Genomic DNA, 20,426 nt, shown 5'->3' with positions numbered 1-20,426 from the left:
CCCACCTATCCGCGACGCGCATAATCCGGGCAATCTCAGTCACGGGAATGCACACATGAACGACCTGACCGGCAAGGTCGCCCTCGTCACGGGCGCAGCCAGCGGCATAGGCCGTGCGATCGCCGCAGCCTACGCATCGGCTGGGGCATCGGTCGCCGTTGCCGACATCGCTCACGACAAGGCGAAGCAGGTGGCCGCCGATATGGGAGGACGCGCCATCGCTATCGCCATGGACGTAACCGACGAAGCACAGGTCGACGACGGCTTCGCCCGCGTGGAACGTGAGCTCGGGCCGGTCGATATCCTGGTAAGCAACGCCGGCGTGCAGATCATCTCGCCACTGGTCGACCTTACTCTCGCCGACTGGAAGCGCATGCTGGCCATTCACATGGACGGTGCGTTCCTCACCAGCCGTGCCGCCATGCGCCAGATGGTGGCTTCCGGCCGGGGCGGATCGGTGATCCTGATGGGATCGGCGCATTCACACGTCGCGTCGAAATTCAAGGCACCGTACGTCGCGGCAAAACACGGCTTGCTCGGCCTTGCCCGCGTGATCGCCAAGGAGGGCGCCGCCGATGGCATACGATCCAACGTGCTCTGCCCGGGATTCGTGCGCACGCCGCTGGTCGAAAAGCAGATTCCGGAGCAGGCGCGCGAACTGGGCATCTCCGAGGAGGAGGTCGTCCGCGACGTGATGCTGCGCGACACCGTCGACGGTGAATTCACCACGCTTGAGGATATCGCCGACGCCGCGCTGTTCCTCGCGGGTTTCGGGTCGAAGGCCTTGACCGGACAGTCGCTGGTCGTGACGCATGGCTGGCATATGCAATGATGGAACAATCGCGGGCGCCCCTGTCCAGGCGGTAGGCGCTTTCGGCGTTGTCTATCCTTTGCACTGAAGAAGTGCGGGGAAAGGGCCGGAGTCGCATCCGGCATAATCCGACAGATAGCGCACGATGCTGCTCCTAAGGTGAAAGGACATTTCCCGAAAGGAGCTTCATCATGCACCGACACCGCCTCCTCTGCGCCCTCCTCAGTCTGTTCGCGTATCCGGCCTCCACGTTCGCCGCGACGACCGATGCCAATGCCATTCCGTGGCGGCCCTGCACGTTCGATGAAACCGGCTGGGACGCTCCAGCCCTCGTCGATCGCCTGCAGTGCGGCACCATGCAGGTACCGTTCGACCACCGCCATCCCGACGCCGGCGAGGTCGAGGTAGGGCTGATCCGTGTCCTCGCCGGAGATCCCGCACGACGCGAGGGTACGATCTTCTTCAACTTCGGCGGCCCCGGTGGCAACCCTCGCAAGTTCCTTCCTTCCCTGGCGGACGGGTGGAACGCGCTCGATACAAGCGATGCCGTCTTCGGCCTCCTGCGCACCGTGGCGGATCGTTACGACCTCGTTGCCGTCGTGCCCCGGGGCCTTGCCGGCGGCCGTATCTACGATTGCCTTGCCGGCCGCGAGGGCATTCCGTTCAACGACCTCGCAGCGGATCAGGGCGAGGACAACTGGCGTTCGGCGGAACGGGATGCCCTATCGTTCGCGGCCGATTGCAATAAGGACCCGTTCTTCCGGGTGGTGGATACGGAGCAGCATGTCCATGACATGGAATACGCGCGCCGGCTGTTCGGTGACGCACCGCTCAACTTCTACGGCACGTCCTACGGCACGTGGGCCGGCGCATGGTATGGCGCGATGTACCCTGAACACGTGGGACGCATGCTCTTCGACTCGAGCATGGATGTCACGCGGGATTTCCAGGACGCGGTGTACACGCAAGTCGTGGGTTTGCACAATCTATTCCTCGTCGACGCGGCCCGTCCCGCGCTCGCCGCGCCGGAACGATACGGGCTTGGGATCGATGAAGATGCGCTGCTCGACCGTGTTCGCGCCATGCCGATGCGTGCACATGCCAAGTGGGTGACTTCGATCGGCAGTCCCGCCCAACTTGCCGCGGCGCTGACCATGGCCGATTGGCTCCGCGATGACCAGACGCTGGACGAACCCGCGTTGGCTGCTCGCGTCGCCGCATATCGCTTTCATGCCGATAACGGTATGAACGCCGAGATCCGTGACGCAGCAAACGAACTTCTGACGACTTACTTCTACGATGGTCCGAGCCCCGCCGAAGCCTTCCTGGGCACCGATGGGCTCTCTGTCTACCGTGCTGTCACGTGTAACGACACCCCGTGGACCTCCGGCTCGTCGTTCTGGCGTGCCCTGTCGCTACATACCGCGTCCCGCTTTCCCGGCGGCAGTTCCAGCGAAGCACATAGCGGACTCACCTGCGCCAACTGGCTCGCTCGCGGCAACATGCGTCCCGACATGGCCGTGCTGGGTACCATCCCGGCCTTCCTGATGATCCAGGCCGAATTCGATCCTGCGACCTCTCTTGCCGATGCAAGCCATGTATTGGAAAGCTACGACAACGCGCGCATGGTGCTGGCAAAAGGACTGCATGGTCACGGCGTGTTGATGAGTCTCGCAGCACCGCGGTGCGTCGTGGCCGCGGCCGGCACCTACCTTCTGACAGGACAGGTACCGGATACGAAACGTGTGTCATGCGAGGCAGAGGCCGCGCGAGTCCCACGATCGGCCGACGACCGGTTGCGTGCCATCGAGACGCATCTCGAACGCCTGAGCAAGTTCATCTGACAGCATTGCGCGCGGATCATCTCCCCTTCCGCGCGCAACAGGAAAGATCCGTCAGCAAGACGGCTTCCACTGACGGTGACGAGGGCATAACACTAGTTCGATTCCCCGTCCTTCACCGACCCGATACCGGAGGTAGTCCGCTACCGATCCTCGGCACCAACCAATAACTTTGTCGGCTGCCCCGTCCTATAGGAACGTCGATGAAATCCGCCCCTCTTGGCCTGCTCGCCGCGGCCCTCGCCACCTCCCTCCCTGCCCCGGCGGAATCCGTTGTCCCGCTCACCTGGACACCCTGCGACAGCGTGCCTGCGCCGGCCGCCAACGTCGCGGCCCGCATGGAATGCGCACGTCTTGCCGTGCCGCGTGACTATGCCAACCCCGCTGCCGGCACGCTGGACCTGGATGTGGTGCGAGTGAGAGCCGCTGCTGAACGGGGCGCGCGCCACGACGGCACCCTGCTCCTGGAGCAGGATGAATTCGCGGGTCCCTTGGACCAATCCGTGACGGCGATGGCCTCGAGATGGCTGGAAGGCGATGAGAACTGGCGCAACGTAGCGCGTCGCCTCGACCTGGTTGGCCTCGCACCGCGCCTCATGGACGACGCAAGCGGGAACGACTGCCTGTCGGCGACCTCACGGCTGCCCCGCCACGCTTCATTGGGTGCCGACACGACCAACGCCAACTTCGCTGTCGCCGAAAATCTCGCCCGGGCCGTAGGCACGGCATGCCAGAACGACCCGATGCATTCGCATATCGGCATGCAACCGCGCGTGGAGGACATCGACATGCTGCGCAATGCCCTCGGCCAATCCAGGTTGCACATCCTCGGCACCGGCTACGGCGGATGGGTGGCGACGTACTACGCGGAACGCTACCCGCGGAACGTCGGCCGCCTGCTGCTCGACAGCACATGGGATGCGGACGGTTCCATCTACGAAGCGATGGAAGCACGCATCGCCGAACGCGGGCGGACGATCCGCCGGGCGGTCTCGGCCCTGGTCGACACCCCCGATCGTTACGGCTGGGGCACCGATGCCAACGACATCCATCGACGTCTCGGCATGCTTCCAGCTTCGGCACATGCCGTTTGGATGCGCAACGTGGATGGCGCCCACGAACTGTCGGCCGTGCTCGCGATGGGACGCCTGTTGGAGCGTGATCCCACGCTTTCAACCGACGCGCTACGCGGCTCCCTCGCAACGACGCGATTGGCGGTCGATGCCAAGGACGACGGCGCCATCCGTGCCGCGGCGGAACGCCTCCTCGATCGGCTCGATGCCGAAGGGAGTGGCGACCCTTACGGTTTCGGGCCCCGGGTCGACGGCATCCCACCCGCGGTCGTGGCCAGCGCCTTCGCCGCACGCTGCAACGACGGCTCGTGGGGAACGCGTCGCCGATACTGGCGCGACCGCACACTTGAACTGAAAGAAGCATGGCCAGCCGGGGTCGGCAACGAGACCTTCCAAGGCATGGTCTGTAGCGAATGGCCGGGCGCCTTCGAAAAGATCATCTCGGCACCCACGCTCCACGACGTGCCACGGTTCCTCATGCTGCATGCGGAATTCGACGAAGAAGCACCGTTGCGCAACGCGGCGATGATGCTCAACGCACATCCAAGCGCCACCATGGTCGTGGCACGTGGCCTGCGGGCGCATGGCGTGGTTACTCGCACAGACCATCCCTGCGTGTCGGTCGTGGCCGGCCGGTTCCTCGCGGACGGCGTGCTCCCCGCCAACAAGCTGACCAATTGCAGGTTGCCCGACGCTTCGCCCGCCCCCTGACGCATGGGTCAGAACATCACCTGTGCGCGTAACTCGACTATCCGGGGATCGACGCGTACATCGCGTCGATCGCTGATGGCCCGGACATAGTTACCCTGAAACTTGAGGTACTTCGTGAGGTACCAGTTCGCGCCGAAGGTCCAGTCGTGTTCGGTGCCACCCAGCGTGGGACCATCGTCCAGGTCGAGCGTGCTGTAACGGAGCACGAATTCCAGCGCGCCCCAACGGCCCTTCGGCACCACGTCGGAAACATTGCCCGCGCTATACGAGCGCGACTCGCCCGTAGCCACCCAACTGCCGAAGGCGTACCAGCCATGCGCCTTATAGGCCGGCTTGTTCTCCAGCTTTACCCTGGCATCGAGGTATTCGCCCTGCACCGACCATGGCCCACCGATCCACAACGCCTCGACTCCGCGGCGGTCCACGTGCTCGGCCACGCTCAGCGCACCGGAGTCGATCAGGCGTTGGGTGATGAGTCCTGCCTCCGGCAACGCTCGCAGGCGCACGCTCTGCGGCGTATAGCGGCCACGACCGTCGGTCGTTCCATAGGGCGTTTCGCGGGACAACGATCCACCGATATGCAGGACGTTGCCCGGCGTGTTCAGTGGCGTCCACGCTGCGCGGCCGGCCACCATGTGGCCGTCCAGGTCACCCTGGAGGTTGCCACCGTTGTAGTAGCCCAGTTGTACGAGATAGGCCTTGCGCGTAAGCGCCCAGTCGATGCCCAGGCGGCGATTCGCATAGATGGCCTGCATCGGAAGCGAGGTTTCCAGGAAGGACGTGCTGCCCGTGCTGGTGTTGCCCTCGAAGCCGACAGGTGTCTTCATGAAACCGATGCGCACCGCACCGGCGTCGCTTCCCAGCACGGCCTTGCTCTGCAAGCGGAAGAACACGTCCAGCCAGGTCTTCGCCTGGAAATCGAATACCGCCGTGGCGTCGTACACGCCCTTCTTGCGGACGAAGAAGCCGAATTCCTTGCGGCGGTTGGTCTGCGCGTCCTCGTAGATGCCCTGGTCGTGCGAGAAGCGGTCCAGGTCGTACTGGTACTTCACCGACAGGCCCACGTCGGTGCCATCGGCGAACACGTAATGGGTCGGCCAGTTGGTGCGCCAGTCGTAATCGTTGCGTGCGGCATCGGCCGCCTCCGCGAGCACGGGGGCGATCAGCGCCGCGGCGCCGAGGATGAACTTCTTCAAGCGGGTACCCCTTCCAAGGCAGGCCGACGGCGCCGGCTTGCGATATGAACCTGACTATACAGCGGGCATGAGAAACGACTCAACGCCCTGATACATCATCGGCAGGGCACGTCAGGGCTTGAAAATCGCGTCTTCACATTCGTGGATGAACGTGGCGCAGGCGGGCTCTACGGACGCTGGGGCTGGCGGACAAGGCGGATCTCGAACAAGGAGGGCCAGCGCTTGCCGGTCACGAACAGACGGTCATGTACGGCGTCGTAGGCGATGCCGTTGAGCACGTCGTTGCCGAGGTCGTCGAGCCGGGTCTTGTCCATCAGGCCCTTCAGGTCGATCCAACCGACGACATGACCGGTGGCGGGGTCGATGCGGGCGATACGGTCGGTCTGCCAGACATTGGCGTAGATCTCGCCCTTCACCCACTCCAGTTCGTTGATGTTTTGCAGGGGAATGCCATCCGCGGTCACGTCGATGGACCCGGTGCGATCGAAGTTGGCCGGATCGAGGACCCGAAGGGTGGGCGTGCCGTCGCTCATGTAGATGTGCGTCGCGTCACGGGTGAAGGCCCAGCCTTCACCGGGATAGCGGAAGGCCCCGAGCAACCGGAAGCTCGCCTTGTCGTAGACGAAGGCGACGCCCTCCTGCCAGGTCAGCTGTACCAGCTTCGTGCCATCGGCGACGATGCCCTCGCCAAAATATCCCGGTGGAGTGTCGAGCCGCTGCACGACCTCGCCGGTGACCAGTTTCACCTTGCGCACGGTCGATGTGCCGCGCTCACCGGTGCTTTCGTAAAGATAACCGTCTTCATAGAACAGCCCTTCGGTGAAGGCTTTCGGGTCGTGCGGATAGGTGTGCACCACCTTATAGCCATACACGGGGATGGTTCCGGCCGGAACGCGCGCGGCGAAGGAACCCGCGACCAGCGCGACGAAAGCGAGTGCGGCGATCTTGTTCAAGGGAAGGACTTCCACGATGCGGTGATCATCGTCGACACCACATCAGGATCGACAGGCGGGGATATGATTCTCGCATGACCACGACACCGATTTCGCCTTCCCACATTCCCCCAAGCCGGGGGGACACGTTGACCGGCATCGCTTGCGGCATGGGAGCGGGCGCGTTGTGGGGACTGGTGTTCCTCGCTCCCGAACTGGTGCGCGAGTTCGGCCCGCTGCAATTGAGCATCGGCCGATACCTCTGCTACGGACTGATCGCGGCGGCACTGATCGCACCGCGATGGCGCTCGCTGACCACCTTCATCGGCCGGCGCCAATGGCTGAGCCTCATCTGGCTCGCCTTCGCGGGCAACACGCTCTACTACATCCTGCTGTCGGCCGCCGTGCAGGTCGGCGGCATCGCCATGACGTCGCTCGTGATCGGTTTCCTGCCGGTGGCGGTCACGATCATAGGCAGCCGCGACGAGGGCGCCTTGCCTCTCGCGAAACTCCTGCCATCCCTGCTGCTATGCGCAATGGGGGCTGTTTGCATCGGTTGGCAGGCACTGGCGGGGCCAGCTGCCGACTCGACCGGCAGGCAGATGATCGGACTGGCTTGTGCCGTCGGCGCGTTGGCGTCATGGACCGCGTATGCCATAGGCAATGCGCGCTGCCTGGTTCGCCTCGAACATGTTTCGGCGCACGACTGGAACCTGCTCACCGGGATCGTCACCGGCGCACAAAGCATCGTCCTGGTTCCACTCGCGCTCGTCCTTGAAACGACAGATCACAGCCGTGGCGACTGGATGCGCTTCGGCATGGTCTCGGCCGGCGTCGCCGTCCTCGCCTCCATGGCGGGCAATTCATTGTGGAACCGGATGAGCCGCCTGCTGCCGCTGACACTCGTCGGCCAGATGATCCTCTTCGAGACCGTCTTCGCCTTGATCTACGGCTTTCTCTGGGAGCGGCGCTTGCCCACGACGTTGGAACTGGCGGCGCTGTTCCTGGTAGTCATGAGCGTCGTCTCATGCCTCGCGGCCCATCACAAGTCGGCGGATGTTCGACGGCATCCGAATCGATCGATTCAAGCGCTCCCGCGAGACGGGAGCGCTTGACGATCGATCAACGCGGCATCGATCGCGAGATCAGATCGCGTAGTACATCTGGAACTCGAGCGGGTGCGTGCTCGCACGGTAGCGCGTCACTTCCTGCATCTTCAGCGCGATGTAGCCGTCGATGAAGTCGTCGGTGAACACGCCACCGGCCTTCAGGAACTCGCGATCCTTGTCGAGGGCGACGAGCGCCTCGTCGAGGCTGGCGCAGACCTGCGGGATGTTCTTCTCTTCTTCCGGCGGCAGGTCGTACAGATCCTTGTCGGCCGGCGCGCCCGGGTCGATCTTGTTCAGGATGCCGTCGAGGCCAGCCATCATCAGCACGGTGAAGGTCAGGTAGCCCGACTGCATCGGGTCCGGGAAACGGATCTCGATACGACGGCCCTTCGGGCTCGACACGTACGGGATACGGCAGGAAGCGGAACGGTTGCGTGCCGAGTAGGCCAGCATCACCGGCGCTTCGAAGCCCGGAACCAGGCGCTTATAGCTGTTCGTGGTGGAGTTGGCGAAGGCGTTGATCGCCTTGGCGTGCTTGAAGATACCGCCGATGTACCACAGCGCCGTCTGCGACAGGCCACCGTAGAGATCGCCCGCGAACAGGTTCTCGCCGTTCTTCGACAACGACTGGTGCACGTGCATGCCCGAGCCGTTGTCGCCAACGATCGGTTTCGGCATGAAGGTGACGGTCTTGCCGGCCTGGTGGGCGACATTCTTGATGACGTACTTCATCGTCATCAGTTCGTCGGCCTTCTTCACCAGGGTGTTGAAGCGGGTGCCGATCTCGCACTGGCCGGCATTGGCTACTTCATGGTGGTGCACTTCCACCACCTGGCCCAGCGACTCCAGCACCTTGCACATGTCGGCGCGCAGGTCACCCAGGCTGTCCACGGGGCTGACCGGGAAATAGCCGCCCTTCACGCCCGGGCGATGGCCGGTGTTGGTGCCATCGTACTTGTAGCGCGAGGACCAGGCGGCTTCTTCCGAGCCGATTTCGTAGAACACGCGGCCCATGTCGTTCTGCCAGCGCACGGAATCGAAGATGAAGAACTCGGGCTCCGGGCCGAAGAACGCCGTGTCGGCGATGCCGGTGGACTTCAGGAAAGCTTCGGCGCGCTTGGCGATGGAACGCGGATCGCGGCCGTAGGCCTGCATGGTGCTCGGTTCGAGCACGTCGCAATGCATGATCAGCTGCTTGTGCGCGCTGAACGGGTCGAGATGCGCCGTTTCCGGGTCCGGCATGAGGACCATGTCCGACTCGTTGATGCCCTTCCAGCCGGCGATCGACGAACCGTCGAACATCTTGCCGTCTTCGAAGGTGCCCTCGTCGATGGCATGGGCAGGGAACGTGACATGGTGGTGCTTGCCGAGGATGTCGGCGAAGCGCAGGTCGACGAACTCGATTTCCTCGTCCTGGATCAGGTTCAGCACTTTGGAAGCGGCGGACATACAAACCTCGAATGGGTATGGGGCGGAGTGCATTTAGCAATCGCTATGCCAGCGTTTCCGCCATCGACGGACCGGCCTGGGGCAAGCCTCGGCATCATAGAACGGGCGTGGGCTTCGTGCGCAAATGCACCAATATGGTGCACTTGTTTTCCGAATGCACCGTTCCGGCCATCTTTCAGCGTTTTTCGCGACGACCAGTCATCGTTTACCCTGCGTCGCGGCCTGGGCCGCTTCCCACCAAGCTGCTTCCAGCCCCAGGCGGCGGCACATCTTCATTTCGGGTAATGGCATGACGAACGAACACGATGACGACACCCCCGACACCGGGCGGCGCCGCCTGCTCGGAGGCATGGCCACCACGGGCGCGCTGCTTGCGCTGGGCGGGTTGCAGGAGGCCGTCGCCGATGGCAAGACGCCCGCCACGCGACCGCCCGGCGGGAAGGACCTGGATGCCTTGCTCGACAAGCACATCCAGAACGTCGTGGTGATCTATGCGGAAAACCGCAGTTTCAACAACCTGTTCGGCGACTTCCCCGGCTTGCAGCAACCTCTGGGCGTGGTGTCGCCGGAACGCTACGTCCAGCGCGATCGCGACGGCACGGTCTTCAAGACGCTTCCCCCGATCTGGGGCGGCATGGTGCCCCACGAGCAGGTCGTCGATCACAAGAGCTACAAGATCGTCGAGAAGGACATCGCCGGCTTGCCGAACGCACCCTGGGCGCTGCACACGGGCGACGGCACCCCGCTACCGCACGGACTCGTCACGCGCGACCTCGTGCATGCCTTCTACAACAACCAGCTGCAGATCAACGGCGGCAAGAACGACGGCTTCGTGGCCTGGGGCGACAATGGCGCCCTCACCATGGGCTACTACGCCAGCACGCCCGTGCACCTGCGCCTCTGGCGCCTCGCCGAGCAGTTCACCCTCTGCGACAACTTCTTCATGGGCGCTTTCGGCGGCTCCTTCCTCAACCACCAATACCTCGTGGCCGCGCAACCGCCCTTCTATCCCGATGCGGACAAGAGCCCGGCGCAGTTCAACATCGCGGTGACCGAAAGCGGAGATCCGAAGGATCACCGCCTGAAGATGGCGGAGGACTCACCGGCCAGCGCCATGCAGGGCAAACCGAAATTCGCCCACCACAATTCGCTGACACCGGACTTCTGGGCCGTGAACACCATGGGTCCACCCTACTCGCCCGGCTTCAACGTGGATCGCAAGAACCCCTTGCTCACCGATGCCAGCAGCGCGAACACGCTGCCACCGCAGACGCACAAGCACATCGGCGACCTGCTGTCGGACAAGAGTGTCGATTGGGCGTGGTACGCGGGCGGCTTCCAGGCCGCGCTCGACGGCAAGGGCGATGGCACGGACGGTGGCTTCCCGCAGACGCCGAATTTCCAGGCCCACCACCAGCCGCTGAATTACTTCGTGTCCCTCGCTCCTGGCAGCGAGGCGCGCAAGCGGCACCTGCGTGACGGCGGCCTTGGCGAGACAGCCGCGACCAATCGTTTCCTCGCCGACGTGGATGCGGGCAAGCTACCGCCGGTGACGTTCTACAAGCCGCAAGGCGATCTCAACATGCACGCCGGTTACTCCGACGTGGAAGCCGGAGATCGTCACATCGCCAACGTGATCCACCATCTGCGCAAGAGCGCGCAGTGGAAGAACATGCTGGTCATCGTCACCTTCGACGAGAACGGCGGCTGGTGGGACCACGTCGCGCCGCCCAAGGGCGATCGCTGGGGCCCGGGCACGCGCATTCCCGCATTGGTGGTCTCCCCCTACGCGAAGCGCGGGCATGTGGAACACACGATCTACGACACGGGCTCCATCGCCCGCTTCATCACCCGCAGGTTCAAGCTGGAAACCTTGCCCGGCCTGAAGATGCGCGACGACGCGATGATCGCCGCCGGCGGACCCGCGCCGGGCGACCTGACCCAGACGCTCGACTTCAGCCTCAAGGCATAGCCGCCCGCTTCGTCGGCGCGGATTCGCTCCAGAGGGGTCCGCATCGGAAGTTCCTGCGATCAGGCGGCCGCATGGCACCGCGTGACGGGACGGGGTGTCCTGCGGCTAAGCTATGGGGCCGTCCCCCATCGGAAAATCCCCGACGTGAACGACCTGATCAGCGCCATCCTCCTCGGCATCGTCGAGGGGATCACCGAATTCCTGCCCATCTCCAGCACCGGCCACCTTCTCATCGCCGAACGTTGGCTCGGCGCCAGGTCGGACCTGTTCAACGTGGCGATCCAGGCCGGCGCGATCCTCGCAGTCACCTTCATCTACTGGCGCACGTTGTGGAGCCTCGCCATGAACTGGCGCAGGCCGGAGACGCGCGACTACGTGCTGAAACTGCTGGTCGCTTTTCTGATCACCGCCGCACTCGGCCTCGTCGTGGCCAAGCTCGGTTTCAAGCTGCCGGAAACCGTCACACCCATCGCCTGGGCGCTCATCATCGGAGGTATCTGGATGATGGCCGCCGAAAAGCTTGCCGCGCAGCGGCCCGAGCGCGCCTTCATCACCTGGAAGGTGGCGATCCTCGTCGGCCTGGCGCAGATCGTCGCCGGGATCTTCCCTGGAACGTCCCGCTCGGCCGCGACGATCTTCATCGCCATGCTCGCCGGTACGAACAACCGCGCCGCGGCGACGGAGTTCGCGTTCCTCGTCGGCATCCCCACGATGTACGCGGCGACCGGCTACGAGTTGCTGAAGACCTTCCAGCACGGCGGTGCCGCCGGTGAGGACTGGACCGGCCTGGGCGTGGCGTTCGTCGTATCCACCATCGTCGCCTTCGTGGCGGTGAAATGGCTGCTCGGCTACATCCGCTCGCATCGATTCACGGCGTTCGCGATTTATCGCATCGCGCTGGGCATCGCGCTGTTGCTGCTCCTGCCCGCCGGCGGCTGAAACCAGAAACAGCCGCCCACATGGACAAGGTGACCCGCTACCGCTTGCTCGACCTCACCATCGACCTCGCACGGCAGCGGGTCGAACGCGGTGGTACACCGCTCGACGTGGCGGGCCTCAGCTTCCAGTTGCTCGCCTGCCTGGTCGAGCGCGGGGAACGCGTGGTGGGCTTCGACGAGCTGATGTCGGAGGTGTGGGCACCCGCGGTGGTGAACGAGGAAACCGTGACCCAGCGCGTGCGCTTGCTTCGCCAGGCCCTGGGTGACGACGCTCGCCAGCCCCGCTACATCCGCACCGTGCGCAGCCGTGGTTACCAGCTGGGTGCGCCGCCGGAACCGCTCACGGAGACCGCGCGACGGCGGCGCACGCTGTGGCCGGCGGTCGCCGCTGTCGGCGTCCTCGCCGCGGCGTCCGTCGGCGTGGGCTTCCTCGCCCGGGAACAGAAACCCGTGGCCGGTGCGCAACGCGAGGTATTGGATCGCGCGCGCTGGTATGCCGCCATGGGCCAGCGCGACAACAACGAACGCGCCCTCGACCTCTACGACCGAGCCCTGCGCGAAGCGCCGGACGACGTGGAAGCATTGTCGGGCGCCAGCCGTGTACGCTCGGCGCGCAGCTGCCTGTACAACGCGGGGCCGGCGGAAGCGCGCGATGCGCTGCGGCTCGCCACGCGTGCCGTCGCCGTGCGTCCCGATAGCGCCACGGCGTGGTCCGCGCTCGGCTATGCGCGCGATTGTCTCGGCGACATTCCGGGCGCCATCGCCGGCTACGAGCGTGCGGTGCGCCTCGATCCCACCGACGATCCGAGCCGTGCCTCGGCCGCCTACCTCTACCAGGAGCAAGGCCGCCTGGCCGACGCGCTGCATGCGAACCTCGACATGCGCGGAGATCCTTCCCGCGTGAGATTCCGTGACGTGCAACTGGCCCGCGAATACGAGTTGTTGGGTTTCGACGCCGTTGCGGAGACCCGCTACAAGCGTCTCTTCGACCTCGCGCCGGATAACGTCTTCGGCAACATTGGCTGGCCCGCCTTCCTGTTCGCCCATGGACGTTTCGAGGAAGCGCGCGGAGCGCTGGCACAGGCACGCACGCGCGGCACCTCGCGTGCCGAACTGGCCCAGCTGGATGGCGAACTGGCCTTGCGCCGTGGTGACCGCACCGCCGCCGCAAACGCCTTCGCCGAAGCCAGGGCGCTGCGGCCCGATGCCTCCTTGCCCACCACGCTGGCGGTGCTGCATGGCATGGCACCGGTCGATCCGGCGTGGCTGACGCAGCACATCTCGGCTACCCGCGCATCGCTGGTGGGTGACCCCTGGCCGGCAAGCCGGCTCGAACTCGCCCTGCTGCTGCAAGCCGCGGGCGATCGTCGAGGCGCGATCGCCGCCCTCTCCGATGCGGTGGACAAGGGCTGGCGAGATGCCGGTTACCTGCGCGCGTCACCGCTGTTCTCGCCGCTGGCAGGCGATCCGGCCTTCGAAGCGGTGCTCGATACCATCGCGCGACGCGTCGCCGCCGACCGGGACCGGGTGCTCCAGGCGCCCTGGTGCCCGCCCGACCTCGGCGCGGGCCGCCGTTAAGGCAACGCTTTCAGTACGATGTCCCGGAAGATCGCCTGCGATTGAGCGTGCGCGTAGCCCTGGTTGTATGCCTGACTGGTGATCACCGTGACCAGGCCACGCTCGGGCAGCACGAAGACATAATTGCCGCCGTTGCCACCCATCGCCCACACCTTCGTCTCCACCCCTCCGATCGGAAAACGGAACTGCCACCAGAGATAACCGTAATCCGCGTCGTCGCGCGCCTGGGCGTGCGGCGTCAACATCTTGCCAACCCAGGCAGCCGGCAACACCGTCTTCCCCTGCCAGCGGCCCGCGTCCGCGGCAAGCTGGCCGAGCTTTGCCAGGTCGCGCGAGCGGTAGCGCGTTCCGCCGCCGCCCATGCCGATGCCCTCGCTCGACACGTTCCATTTCACCTGCGAAATGCCCAGCGGCGCCTCCAACGCCTCATGCGCGAACGAGGCCAGCGACTGCTTCGTCGCCCGCTCGACCACGGCTCCCGCGACGAACGCCCCCGCCGTGCAATAGGAGAACGTACGGCCGTAGGGCGAGTCCTTGGGACGGCTCACCCACGGCGCATACCCGCGCACCGGCAGGTTGAGCGCGAAATCCAGCCAGTGCTCGGACACGTACATGCGCTCTTCGTTGCCCGTGGAGAACGAATTGTCGTCGTCACACTCCCAGATCGAACTCATCGTCAGCAGGTCTTCGAGCGTGATCGCCTCACGGCGGGGGTCCGGACGTTCGAGGTGGATATCGGGAAAGAACGCATACACCGGTGCTGTCACATCGCGGATCGCGCCACGCTGGATGGCGGCCCCGACGAGCATGGCGGTCAGGCTCTTGGTCGCCGAACGGACATCGTTGAGCAGGTCGGCGGACCCGCCATTGAAGTAGTGCTCATAGACCAGGCGACCGTGGTCGGCGACGACCACGCTGGTGATCTTCTTGTAGGTTCCGTCGGCGATCTTGTCCTCGACGGTGGCGAGGGTGGCCGTCTTCCAGCCGAGCGTGCCGGCGTCGGCCGTGGGCCAGCCATCGTTTGCCTGCTTCGGTGGCTGGTATTGACCGGCGCTTGCGGGAAAGGCGATGGCGAACGCCAGCGCCGCAACAACGCGGCGCATGGCGGGGAAGGACGAACGAGTGATGGTGCGGCGCATGGTCTGGGCTCCCTTGGTGGAGCCCGGAGTGAAGCGCGCGGCGCGGTGAAGCGCCTGAAGTGCGTATGAAGATTTATGAAGCGCGGGCGGCGCCTAGGCGACCGCCGCGATCTCCAGTGGCTGCGACTTGCGCATGCGCGCCAGTTCCGCCTGTTGCTGTTGCACGAGCTTGCACTTCGGCTCGCTGGTGCGCTGGAACAACTCGCTGGTCCACTCGATGAACGCTTGCACCCGCGCCGAGAGGTGACGCTTCTGCGGGTAGACGATCCACAGGTTCGATCCCGTGGAGATCGTGTCGGTCATGATGATCTCGAGCAGGCCCTTCTCCAGGGCGCTCGCTGCCAGGCAATGCGGTGCCTGGATGATGCCCAGGCCGGCGATGGCCGCCTGGATCACGGATTCGCCGTCGTTGATCAGCATGTGCGCGTCGACGTCCACCGACACGCGGCCACTCGGCGAATCGAACTGCCATTGGTAGGGCTTGCCCGTGCTCGGATGGACGAAATTCACCGAGCGGTGGTTCTTCAGGTCCTCGATCGAGGTCGGCATGCCGTGCCGCGCCAGATAGGACGGTGCGGCGCACAGGACGTTGCTGAAATGGCCGATCTTGCGCGCGATCAGGCTCGAATCGGCCAGTTCGCCCATCCGGATGGCGCAATCGAAGCCTTCCTCGTTCAGGTCGAACGGGAAGTCGCACATCGTCAGTTCGAGGCGGATATCGGGGAATTTGTGCTCGAACTCGGCGAGGTTGGGGATCAGTGCCGCGCGACCGACCGCCGATGAGGCCGCCACGCGCAACTTGCCCGCCGGCTTGGTCTTGGCGTACCCCAGAGCCTCGGTGGCCTCGGTCAGGTCGGCCAAGATCTCCTTGCAACGCGTGTAGAACGCGGCGCCATCGTCGCTCAACCTCAGCGAACGTGTCGACCGAAAGAACAACCGGGCGCCGAGGCTTTCCTCCAGGCGCGAGATAGCCCGGCTGACCCCCGATGGGGTCATCTGCAGGTGTTGCGCGGCGGCGGAAAAGCTCTTGGCCTCCACCACGCGGACGAAAACGCTGATCGCGGAAAAGTCTTCCATCGTCGACTCCGGAGATTGCATTCATGACTGAGCGTCACAGGCGGAATGATTGTAGACCCATTTTTCGCTTGACGAGCAAGACCTAGATTTCGCCACCTGCGACGGACCGACTTGACCTCAACCAACGTTGAGGTCGCACGCTGCGCGGCCGACGAAAGATCTTGCATCCCCCTCGACACTCCAGGACCCGTCATGAAGAAGAAAATCCTGTTCGGTTCGACCGCCCTGGCGGTCGCCGTCGCCTCGGCGATCTGGCTGAGCTCCGGCGGCACGCCAAGCCATGCCGCCGAACCCGCCGCCGCGCCGCCGGCCCCCGAAGTGACCGTCGCCCAGGTGCTCCTGCGCCCCGTGTCGGACACCAACGCCTTCACCGGCCGGATCCAGGCGGTGGACACGATCCAGATCAAGCCGCGCGTCAGCGGCTACGTCGATTCGATCCACTTCCGCGAAGGCGCGACGGTGAAGAAGGGCGACCTGCTCTTCACCATCGACCCGCGCCCGTATCGCGCCGAGGTGGACCGCCTCGCCGCGAACCTCGCCCAGGCCAGGGCCGAAAGCAAGAACGCCGACGCCAACGCCGCCCGCGGCACCAAGCTGGTGGAACAGCATGCGGTGTCGCGCGAGGAAGCCGACCGCCTCGACACCGCCGCCGCCAGCGCCAAGGCCCAGGTGGCCTCGGTGCAGGCCGCGCTCGATAACGCTCGCCTCAATCTATCGTTCACCGAGGTGCGCGCCCCTGTCGACGGCAAGGTGAGCAACGCCCAGATCACCCCGGGCAACCTGGTTACTCCCAGCGACACGCTGACCAGCGTGGTGACGGTCGACCCGATGTACGTCTACTTCGATGTCGACGAGCAGACCTTCCTGAAGCTGGACCGCCTGCGCCGGCAGAACGGACGCGCCCCGGAAGTGGAAATGGGCCTCGCCGACGAGCAAGCCTATCCGCACGTCGGCAAGATCGATTTCGTCGACAACCAGGTGCGTGCCGGGGCCGGCACCATCCGCTTGCGTGCCGTGTTCCCGAACGCCGACGGTGCCTACACCGCGGGTCTCTTCGCACGCGTGCAGTTGCGTAGCGGCAACATGCAGCCACGCGCGCTGATCGACGACAAGGCCGTGGGCACCGACCTCGGCAACAAGTTCGTCTATGTCGTGGGCAAGGACAAGAAGGTGGAGTACCGCCGCGTCGCCACGGGGGCGCTGGTGGATGGCCTGCGCGTGGTCGACTCGGGCCTCAACGCGGACGACGTGGTCGTCGTGAACGGCCTGCAGCGCGTGCGCCCGGGCGTGGAAGTGAATGCCAAGCGCGTGACGATGGCCTCGCTCGTACCGGACACCGCGCGCGGTGTCGCGGCGGCGCGTCCGACCGGCGTCGACAGCGTGGCGCAGAACCAGGACTGATTCCACAATGAAAATCGCTCAATACTTCGTAGAACGCCCGATCCTCGCGGGCGTGCTATCGGTGCTGTTCCTGATCGCGGGCGGTATCGCCGTGTTCAAGCTGCCGATCAGCGAATACCCGGAGGTCGTCCCGCCGACCGTCGTGGTGAAGGCGACCTATCCGGGTGCGAACCCGAAGGTCATCGCCGAAACCGTCGCCACGCCGCTCGAAGAGCAGATCAACGGCGTGGAAGGCATGCTCTACACCTCCTCGCAGGCGACCAGCGACGGCTCGATGACCCTCACGGTCACGTTCGCCCTGGGCACCGACCTCGACAACGCGCAGGTGCAGACGCAGAACCGCGTCGCCCAGGCCCTGCCGCGACTGCCGGAAGAAGTGCAGCGCCTCGGTGTGACGACGACCAAGAGTTCGCCCGACTTGACCATGGTCGTGCATCTCACCTCGCCGGATAACCGGTACGACATGCTGTACCTGTCGAACTACGCCCGCACGCGCATCAAGGACCAGCTCGCCCGTCTCGACGGCGTGGGCGACGTCCAGCTGTTTGGCGCGGGCGAATACAGCATGCGCATCTGGATGAACCCGGAGAAGCTGGCAATCCGTAACCTCACCACGGGTGACGTGATCAAGGCGGTGCGCGAGCAGAACATCGAAGTCGCCGCCGGTGCGCTGAACGCGCCACCCGGCCCGAGTTCGAATGCTTTCCAGGTCAACATCAATACGCGTGGCCGCCTCGTCACCGAGGACGACTTCCTCGACATCATCGTGCGCAGCGACCCGAGCGGCTCCGTCACGCACCTGCGCGACGTCGCACGCGTCGAGCTGGGTTCGAACAACTATGCCCTGCGCAGCCTCCTGAACAACCGCGAAGCGGTGGCGATCCCGATCTTCCAGCGTCCAGGCTCGAACGCCATCGCCATTTCGGACGAGGTCAGGGCGGAGATGGCCCTGCTGAAGAAGGACTTCCCGCAAGGCGTCGACTACACCATCGTCTACGATCCCACGGTGTTCGTGCGCGGCTCCATCGAAGCCGTCGTGCACACGCTGTTCGAGGCGATCATCCTCGTCGTGCTCGTGGTGATCCTGTTCCTGCAAACGTGGCGTGCGTCCATCATCCCGCTCGTGGCCGTGCCGGTTTCGCTCATCGGTACATTCGCGGTGATGTACCTGGTCGGGTTCTCGCTCAATGCGCTGTCCTTGTTCGGACTGGTGCTTGCCATCGGTATCGTCGTCGACGATGCGATCGTGGTCGTGGAGAACGTGGAGCGTCATATCGAGCATGGGCTCGATCCGAAGATGGCCACGCGCCAGGCCATGACCGAGGTGACCGGCCCCATCGTCGCGACGGCACTCGTGCTGTGCGCGGTGTTCGTCCCGGCCGCCTTCATCAGCGGTCTTACCGGCCAGTTCTATCGTCAGTTCGCCCTGACCATCGCCATTTCGACGGTGATCTCCGCCTTCAACTCGCTGACCCTCAGCCCCGCGCTCGCCGCGCTGTTGCTCAAGGGCCGCGATGAGCCGAAGGACAAGCTCACCGTCTGGATGGATCGCAGCCTCGGCTGGCTGTTCCGCCCGTTCAACCGCACGTTCGAACGCGCTTCGCATGGCTATGTCGGTGGCGTGCAGAAGATCCTGCGCTTCTCCGGCGTGGTGCTGTTCATTTACGCCGGCCTCGTCGCTCTCGGTGTCTTCGGTTTCATGAGGACGCCGACAGGTTTCGTGCCGCCGCAGGACAAGCAATATCTCGTCGCCTTCGCGCAGCTTCCCGATGCCGCTTCGCTCGACCGCACCGAAGCCGTGATCCGCCAGATGGGCGATATCGCCCTGAAGGACCCGGGTACCGCCAACGCCATCCAGTTCCCCGGGCTGTCGATCAACGGTTTCACCAACAGCACCAACTCGGGCATCGTCTTCGTCGCGCTGAAGCCTTTCGAGGAACGCCGTTCGGCCGACCTCTCGGCGGATGCAATCGCCGCTCGCCTCAACGCCCAGTTCGCGTCGATCCAGGGTGCGTACATGGCGATCTTCCCGCCACCGCCGGTTAACGGCCTTGGCACGATCGGCGGTTTCCGCATGCAGATCGAAGACCGTGGCGACATGGGCTTCGAGGAGCTCTACAAGCAGACCCAGGGCATCATCGCGGCCAGCCAGAAGACGCCGGAACTCGCGCACCTGTTCACCAGTTTCCAGGTGAGCGTGCCGCAGTTCGACGCCGACGTGGATCGCGAGAAGGCCAAGTCGGAAGGCATCGACCTGGGCGACGTGTTCCAGACGCTGCAGGCATATCTCGGCTCGCTCTACGTGAACGACTTCAACCGCTTCGGCCGCACCTACCAGGTGAACGTGTCGGCGGAACCGTCCTTCCGTCACGAGCCGTCCGATGTGGTCGGCCTCAAGACCCGCAACGCCGCCGGCGACCTCGTGCCCCTCGGTTCCTTCCTCACCATGCGCCAGACCAACGGCCCGGACCGCGTGCAGCACTACAACGGTTATCCCACGGCCGAGATCAACGGCGGCGCGGCGCCGGGGTACAGCACGGGCCAGGCACAGGAAGCCATGGAGAAGCTGGTCAGCTCGAGCCTGCCCAACGGCATGAGCTACGAGTGGACCGAACTGACCTACCAGCAGATCCTCGCCGGCAATACAGCGGTACTGGTGTTCCCGCTCTCGGTGCTGCTGGTGTTCCTGGTGCTGGCATCGCTGTATGAAAGCCTGAGCCTGCCGCTGGCCGTGATCCTGATCGTGCCGATGGTGCTGCTGTCCGCCATTACCGGCGTCATCGCCACCGGTGGTGACAACAACATCTTCACCCAGATCGGCCTGATCGTCCTGGTGGGTCTCGCCTGCAAGAACGCGATCCTGATCGTCGAGTTCGCCCGCGAAGCGGAGATCGACGGCATGAACCGCGTCGATGCCGTGCTGGAGGCCGCGCGCCTGCGACTGCGCCCGATCCTGATGACCTCGTTCGCCTTCATCATGGGCGTGGTGCCGCTGGTGACCTCGCATGGCGCGGGTGCGGAGATGCGCCACGCGATGGGCGTGGCGGTGTTCTCCGGCATGCTCGGCGTGACCTTCTTCGGCCTGATCTTCACCCCGCTCTTCTACGTGCTGATCCGTGCGTGGAACGAGCGTTCGGAGGCGCGCCGCCAGGCCCGCCGCGAACGCCGTCTCCTCGCCCACGCGGCCCGGGAGTCCTGA

14 protein-coding genes are annotated in these 20,426 nt (G+C 64.9%); 9 read left to right on the top strand and 5 right to left on the bottom strand.

The features are described from left to right. Positions 1-55 precede the first annotated feature (55 nt). From ACN9M2_RS00505 to ACN9M2_RS00495, 3 genes are all read left to right on the top strand, one after another. Positions 56-832 (top strand): 3-hydroxybutyrate dehydrogenase, encoded by a 777-nt coding sequence (locus tag ACN9M2_RS00505; RefSeq protein ID WP_426286247.1) that lies wholly within the window; start codon positions 56-58, stop codon positions 830-832. A gap of 170 nt (positions 833-1,002) precedes the next feature. Continuing rightward, on the top strand, positions 1,003-2,655 hold the full coding sequence (locus ACN9M2_RS00500) for an alpha/beta fold hydrolase (protein ID WP_426286246.1): 1,653 nt from the start codon (positions 1,003-1,005) through the stop codon (positions 2,653-2,655). A gap of 200 nt (positions 2,656-2,855) precedes the next feature. Beyond that, positions 2,856-4,436, top strand: a complete 1,581-nt coding sequence (locus ACN9M2_RS00495; protein WP_426286245.1) for an alpha/beta fold hydrolase — start codon at positions 2,856-2,858, stop codon at positions 4,434-4,436. An 8-nt stretch (positions 4,437-4,444) separates the two neighbouring features. Here the strand turns inward: ACN9M2_RS00495 and ACN9M2_RS00490 are convergent, their stop codons facing one another. Both ACN9M2_RS00490 and ACN9M2_RS00485 read right to left on the bottom strand, forming a co-directional pair. Beyond that, a complete protein-coding gene (locus tag ACN9M2_RS00490) occupies positions 4,445-5,632 on the bottom strand; it encodes an OprO/OprP family phosphate-selective porin (protein ID WP_426286244.1) in 1,188 nt (395 codons plus the stop codon). Positions 5,633-5,799: 167 nt separating this feature from the next. Further along, positions 5,800-6,585 carry a glutaminyl-peptide cyclotransferase gene (locus ACN9M2_RS00485; protein ID WP_426286243.1) on the bottom strand — a complete coding sequence of 262 codons (786 nt, stop codon included), beginning with the start codon at positions 6,583-6,585 and terminating at the stop codon, positions 5,800-5,802. Between the two features lie 74 nt (positions 6,586-6,659). On the opposite strand from ACN9M2_RS00485, the gene ACN9M2_RS00480 reads away from it, so the two are divergent. Beyond that, positions 6,660-7,679, top strand: coding sequence for a DMT family transporter (locus ACN9M2_RS00480; RefSeq protein ID WP_426286242.1), 1,020 nt, complete (start codon positions 6,660-6,662; stop codon positions 7,677-7,679). A gap of 30 nt (positions 7,680-7,709) precedes the next feature. Here ACN9M2_RS00480 and glnA read toward each other — a convergent pair whose 3' ends face one another. Beyond that, complete coding sequence (glnA, locus tag ACN9M2_RS00475) at positions 7,710-9,122, bottom strand: type I glutamate--ammonia ligase (protein WP_306848445.1); 1,413 nt, start codon at positions 9,120-9,122, stop codon at positions 7,710-7,712. Between the two features lie 289 nt (positions 9,123-9,411). On the opposite strand from glnA, the gene acpA reads away from it, so the two are divergent. The 3 genes from acpA to ACN9M2_RS00460 all read left to right on the top strand — a co-directional run bounded on the left by acpA (position 9,412) and on the right by ACN9M2_RS00460 (position 13,610). Next, positions 9,412-11,094: an acid phosphatase gene (acpA, locus tag ACN9M2_RS00470; RefSeq protein WP_426286241.1), complete on the top strand. Its 1,683-nt coding sequence runs from the start codon at positions 9,412-9,414 to the stop codon at positions 11,092-11,094. A 144-nt stretch (positions 11,095-11,238) separates the two neighbouring features. Then, positions 11,239-12,033 carry an undecaprenyl-diphosphate phosphatase gene (locus ACN9M2_RS00465; RefSeq protein ID WP_306848447.1) on the top strand — a complete coding sequence of 265 codons (795 nt, stop codon included), beginning with the start codon at positions 11,239-11,241 and terminating at the stop codon, positions 12,031-12,033. 20 nt (positions 12,034-12,053) lie between these two features. After that, positions 12,054-13,610: a winged helix-turn-helix domain-containing protein gene (locus tag ACN9M2_RS00460; RefSeq protein ID WP_426286240.1), complete on the top strand. Its 1,557-nt coding sequence runs from the start codon at positions 12,054-12,056 to the stop codon at positions 13,608-13,610. Here ACN9M2_RS00460 and ACN9M2_RS00455 read toward each other — a convergent pair. Continuing rightward, on the bottom strand, positions 13,607-14,749 hold the full coding sequence (locus ACN9M2_RS00455; RefSeq protein WP_426286239.1) for a serine hydrolase domain-containing protein: 1,143 nt from the start codon (positions 14,747-14,749) through the stop codon (positions 13,607-13,609). The two genes, ACN9M2_RS00460 and ACN9M2_RS00455, sit on opposite strands and share 4 nt — an antisense overlap. Before the next feature lie 93 nt (positions 14,750-14,842). Continuing rightward, positions 14,843-15,826, bottom strand: coding sequence for a LysR family transcriptional regulator (locus ACN9M2_RS00450; RefSeq protein WP_426286238.1), 984 nt, complete (start codon positions 15,824-15,826; stop codon positions 14,843-14,845). Positions 15,827-16,018: 192 nt separating this feature from the next. Between ACN9M2_RS00450 and ACN9M2_RS00445 the strand changes: the two genes are divergently transcribed. Both ACN9M2_RS00445 and ACN9M2_RS00440 read left to right on the top strand, forming a co-directional pair. Beyond that, positions 16,019-17,227, top strand: coding sequence for an efflux RND transporter periplasmic adaptor subunit (locus ACN9M2_RS00445; RefSeq protein WP_426286237.1), 1,209 nt, complete (start codon positions 16,019-16,021; stop codon positions 17,225-17,227). A gap of 7 nt (positions 17,228-17,234) precedes the next feature. Beyond that, positions 17,235-20,426: an efflux RND transporter permease subunit gene (locus ACN9M2_RS00440; protein ID WP_426286236.1), complete on the top strand. Its 3,192-nt coding sequence runs from the start codon at positions 17,235-17,237 to the stop codon at positions 20,424-20,426.

This window comes from Luteibacter sp. E-22 (assembly GCF_049913125.1).
Classification (GTDB): domain Bacteria; phylum Pseudomonadota; class Gammaproteobacteria; order Xanthomonadales; family Rhodanobacteraceae; genus Luteibacter.
The sequence above is the reverse complement of the archived record's forward strand: the minus strand, read 5'-3'. Positions and strand labels throughout refer to the sequence as shown.

Excerpts from the sequence above, each read along its gene's own strand:
- ACN9M2_RS00505 (WP_426286247.1), top strand. The coding sequence starts at position 56 with ATGAACGACCTGACCGGCAAGGTCGCCCTCGTCACGGGCGCAGCCAGC.
- acpA (WP_426286241.1), top strand. The coding sequence starts at position 9,412 with ATGACGAACGAACACGATGACGACACCCCCGACACCGGGCGGCGCCGC.
- ACN9M2_RS00450 (WP_426286238.1), bottom strand. The coding sequence starts at position 15,826 with ATGGAAGACTTTTCCGCGATCAGCGTTTTCGTCCGCGTGGTGGAGGCC.
- ACN9M2_RS00440 (WP_426286236.1), top strand. The coding sequence starts at position 17,235 with ATGAAAATCGCTCAATACTTCGTAGAACGCCCGATCCTCGCGGGCGTG.
- ACN9M2_RS00500 (WP_426286246.1), top strand. The coding sequence starts at position 1,003 with ATGCACCGACACCGCCTCCTCTGCGCCCTCCTCAGTCTGTTCGCGTAT.
- ACN9M2_RS00480 (WP_426286242.1), top strand. The coding sequence starts at position 6,660 with ATGACCACGACACCGATTTCGCCTTCCCACATTCCCCCAAGCCGGGGG.
- glnA (WP_306848445.1), bottom strand. The coding sequence starts at position 9,122 with ATGTCCGCCGCTTCCAAAGTGCTGAACCTGATCCAGGACGAGGAAATC.
- ACN9M2_RS00455 (WP_426286239.1), bottom strand. The coding sequence starts at position 14,749 with ATGCGCCGCACCATCACTCGTTCGTCCTTCCCCGCCATGCGCCGCGTT.
- ACN9M2_RS00445 (WP_426286237.1), top strand. The coding sequence starts at position 16,019 with ATGAAGAAGAAAATCCTGTTCGGTTCGACCGCCCTGGCGGTCGCCGTC.
- ACN9M2_RS00495 (WP_426286245.1), top strand. The coding sequence starts at position 2,856 with ATGAAATCCGCCCCTCTTGGCCTGCTCGCCGCGGCCCTCGCCACCTCC.
- ACN9M2_RS00460 (WP_426286240.1), top strand. The coding sequence starts at position 12,054 with ATGGACAAGGTGACCCGCTACCGCTTGCTCGACCTCACCATCGACCTC.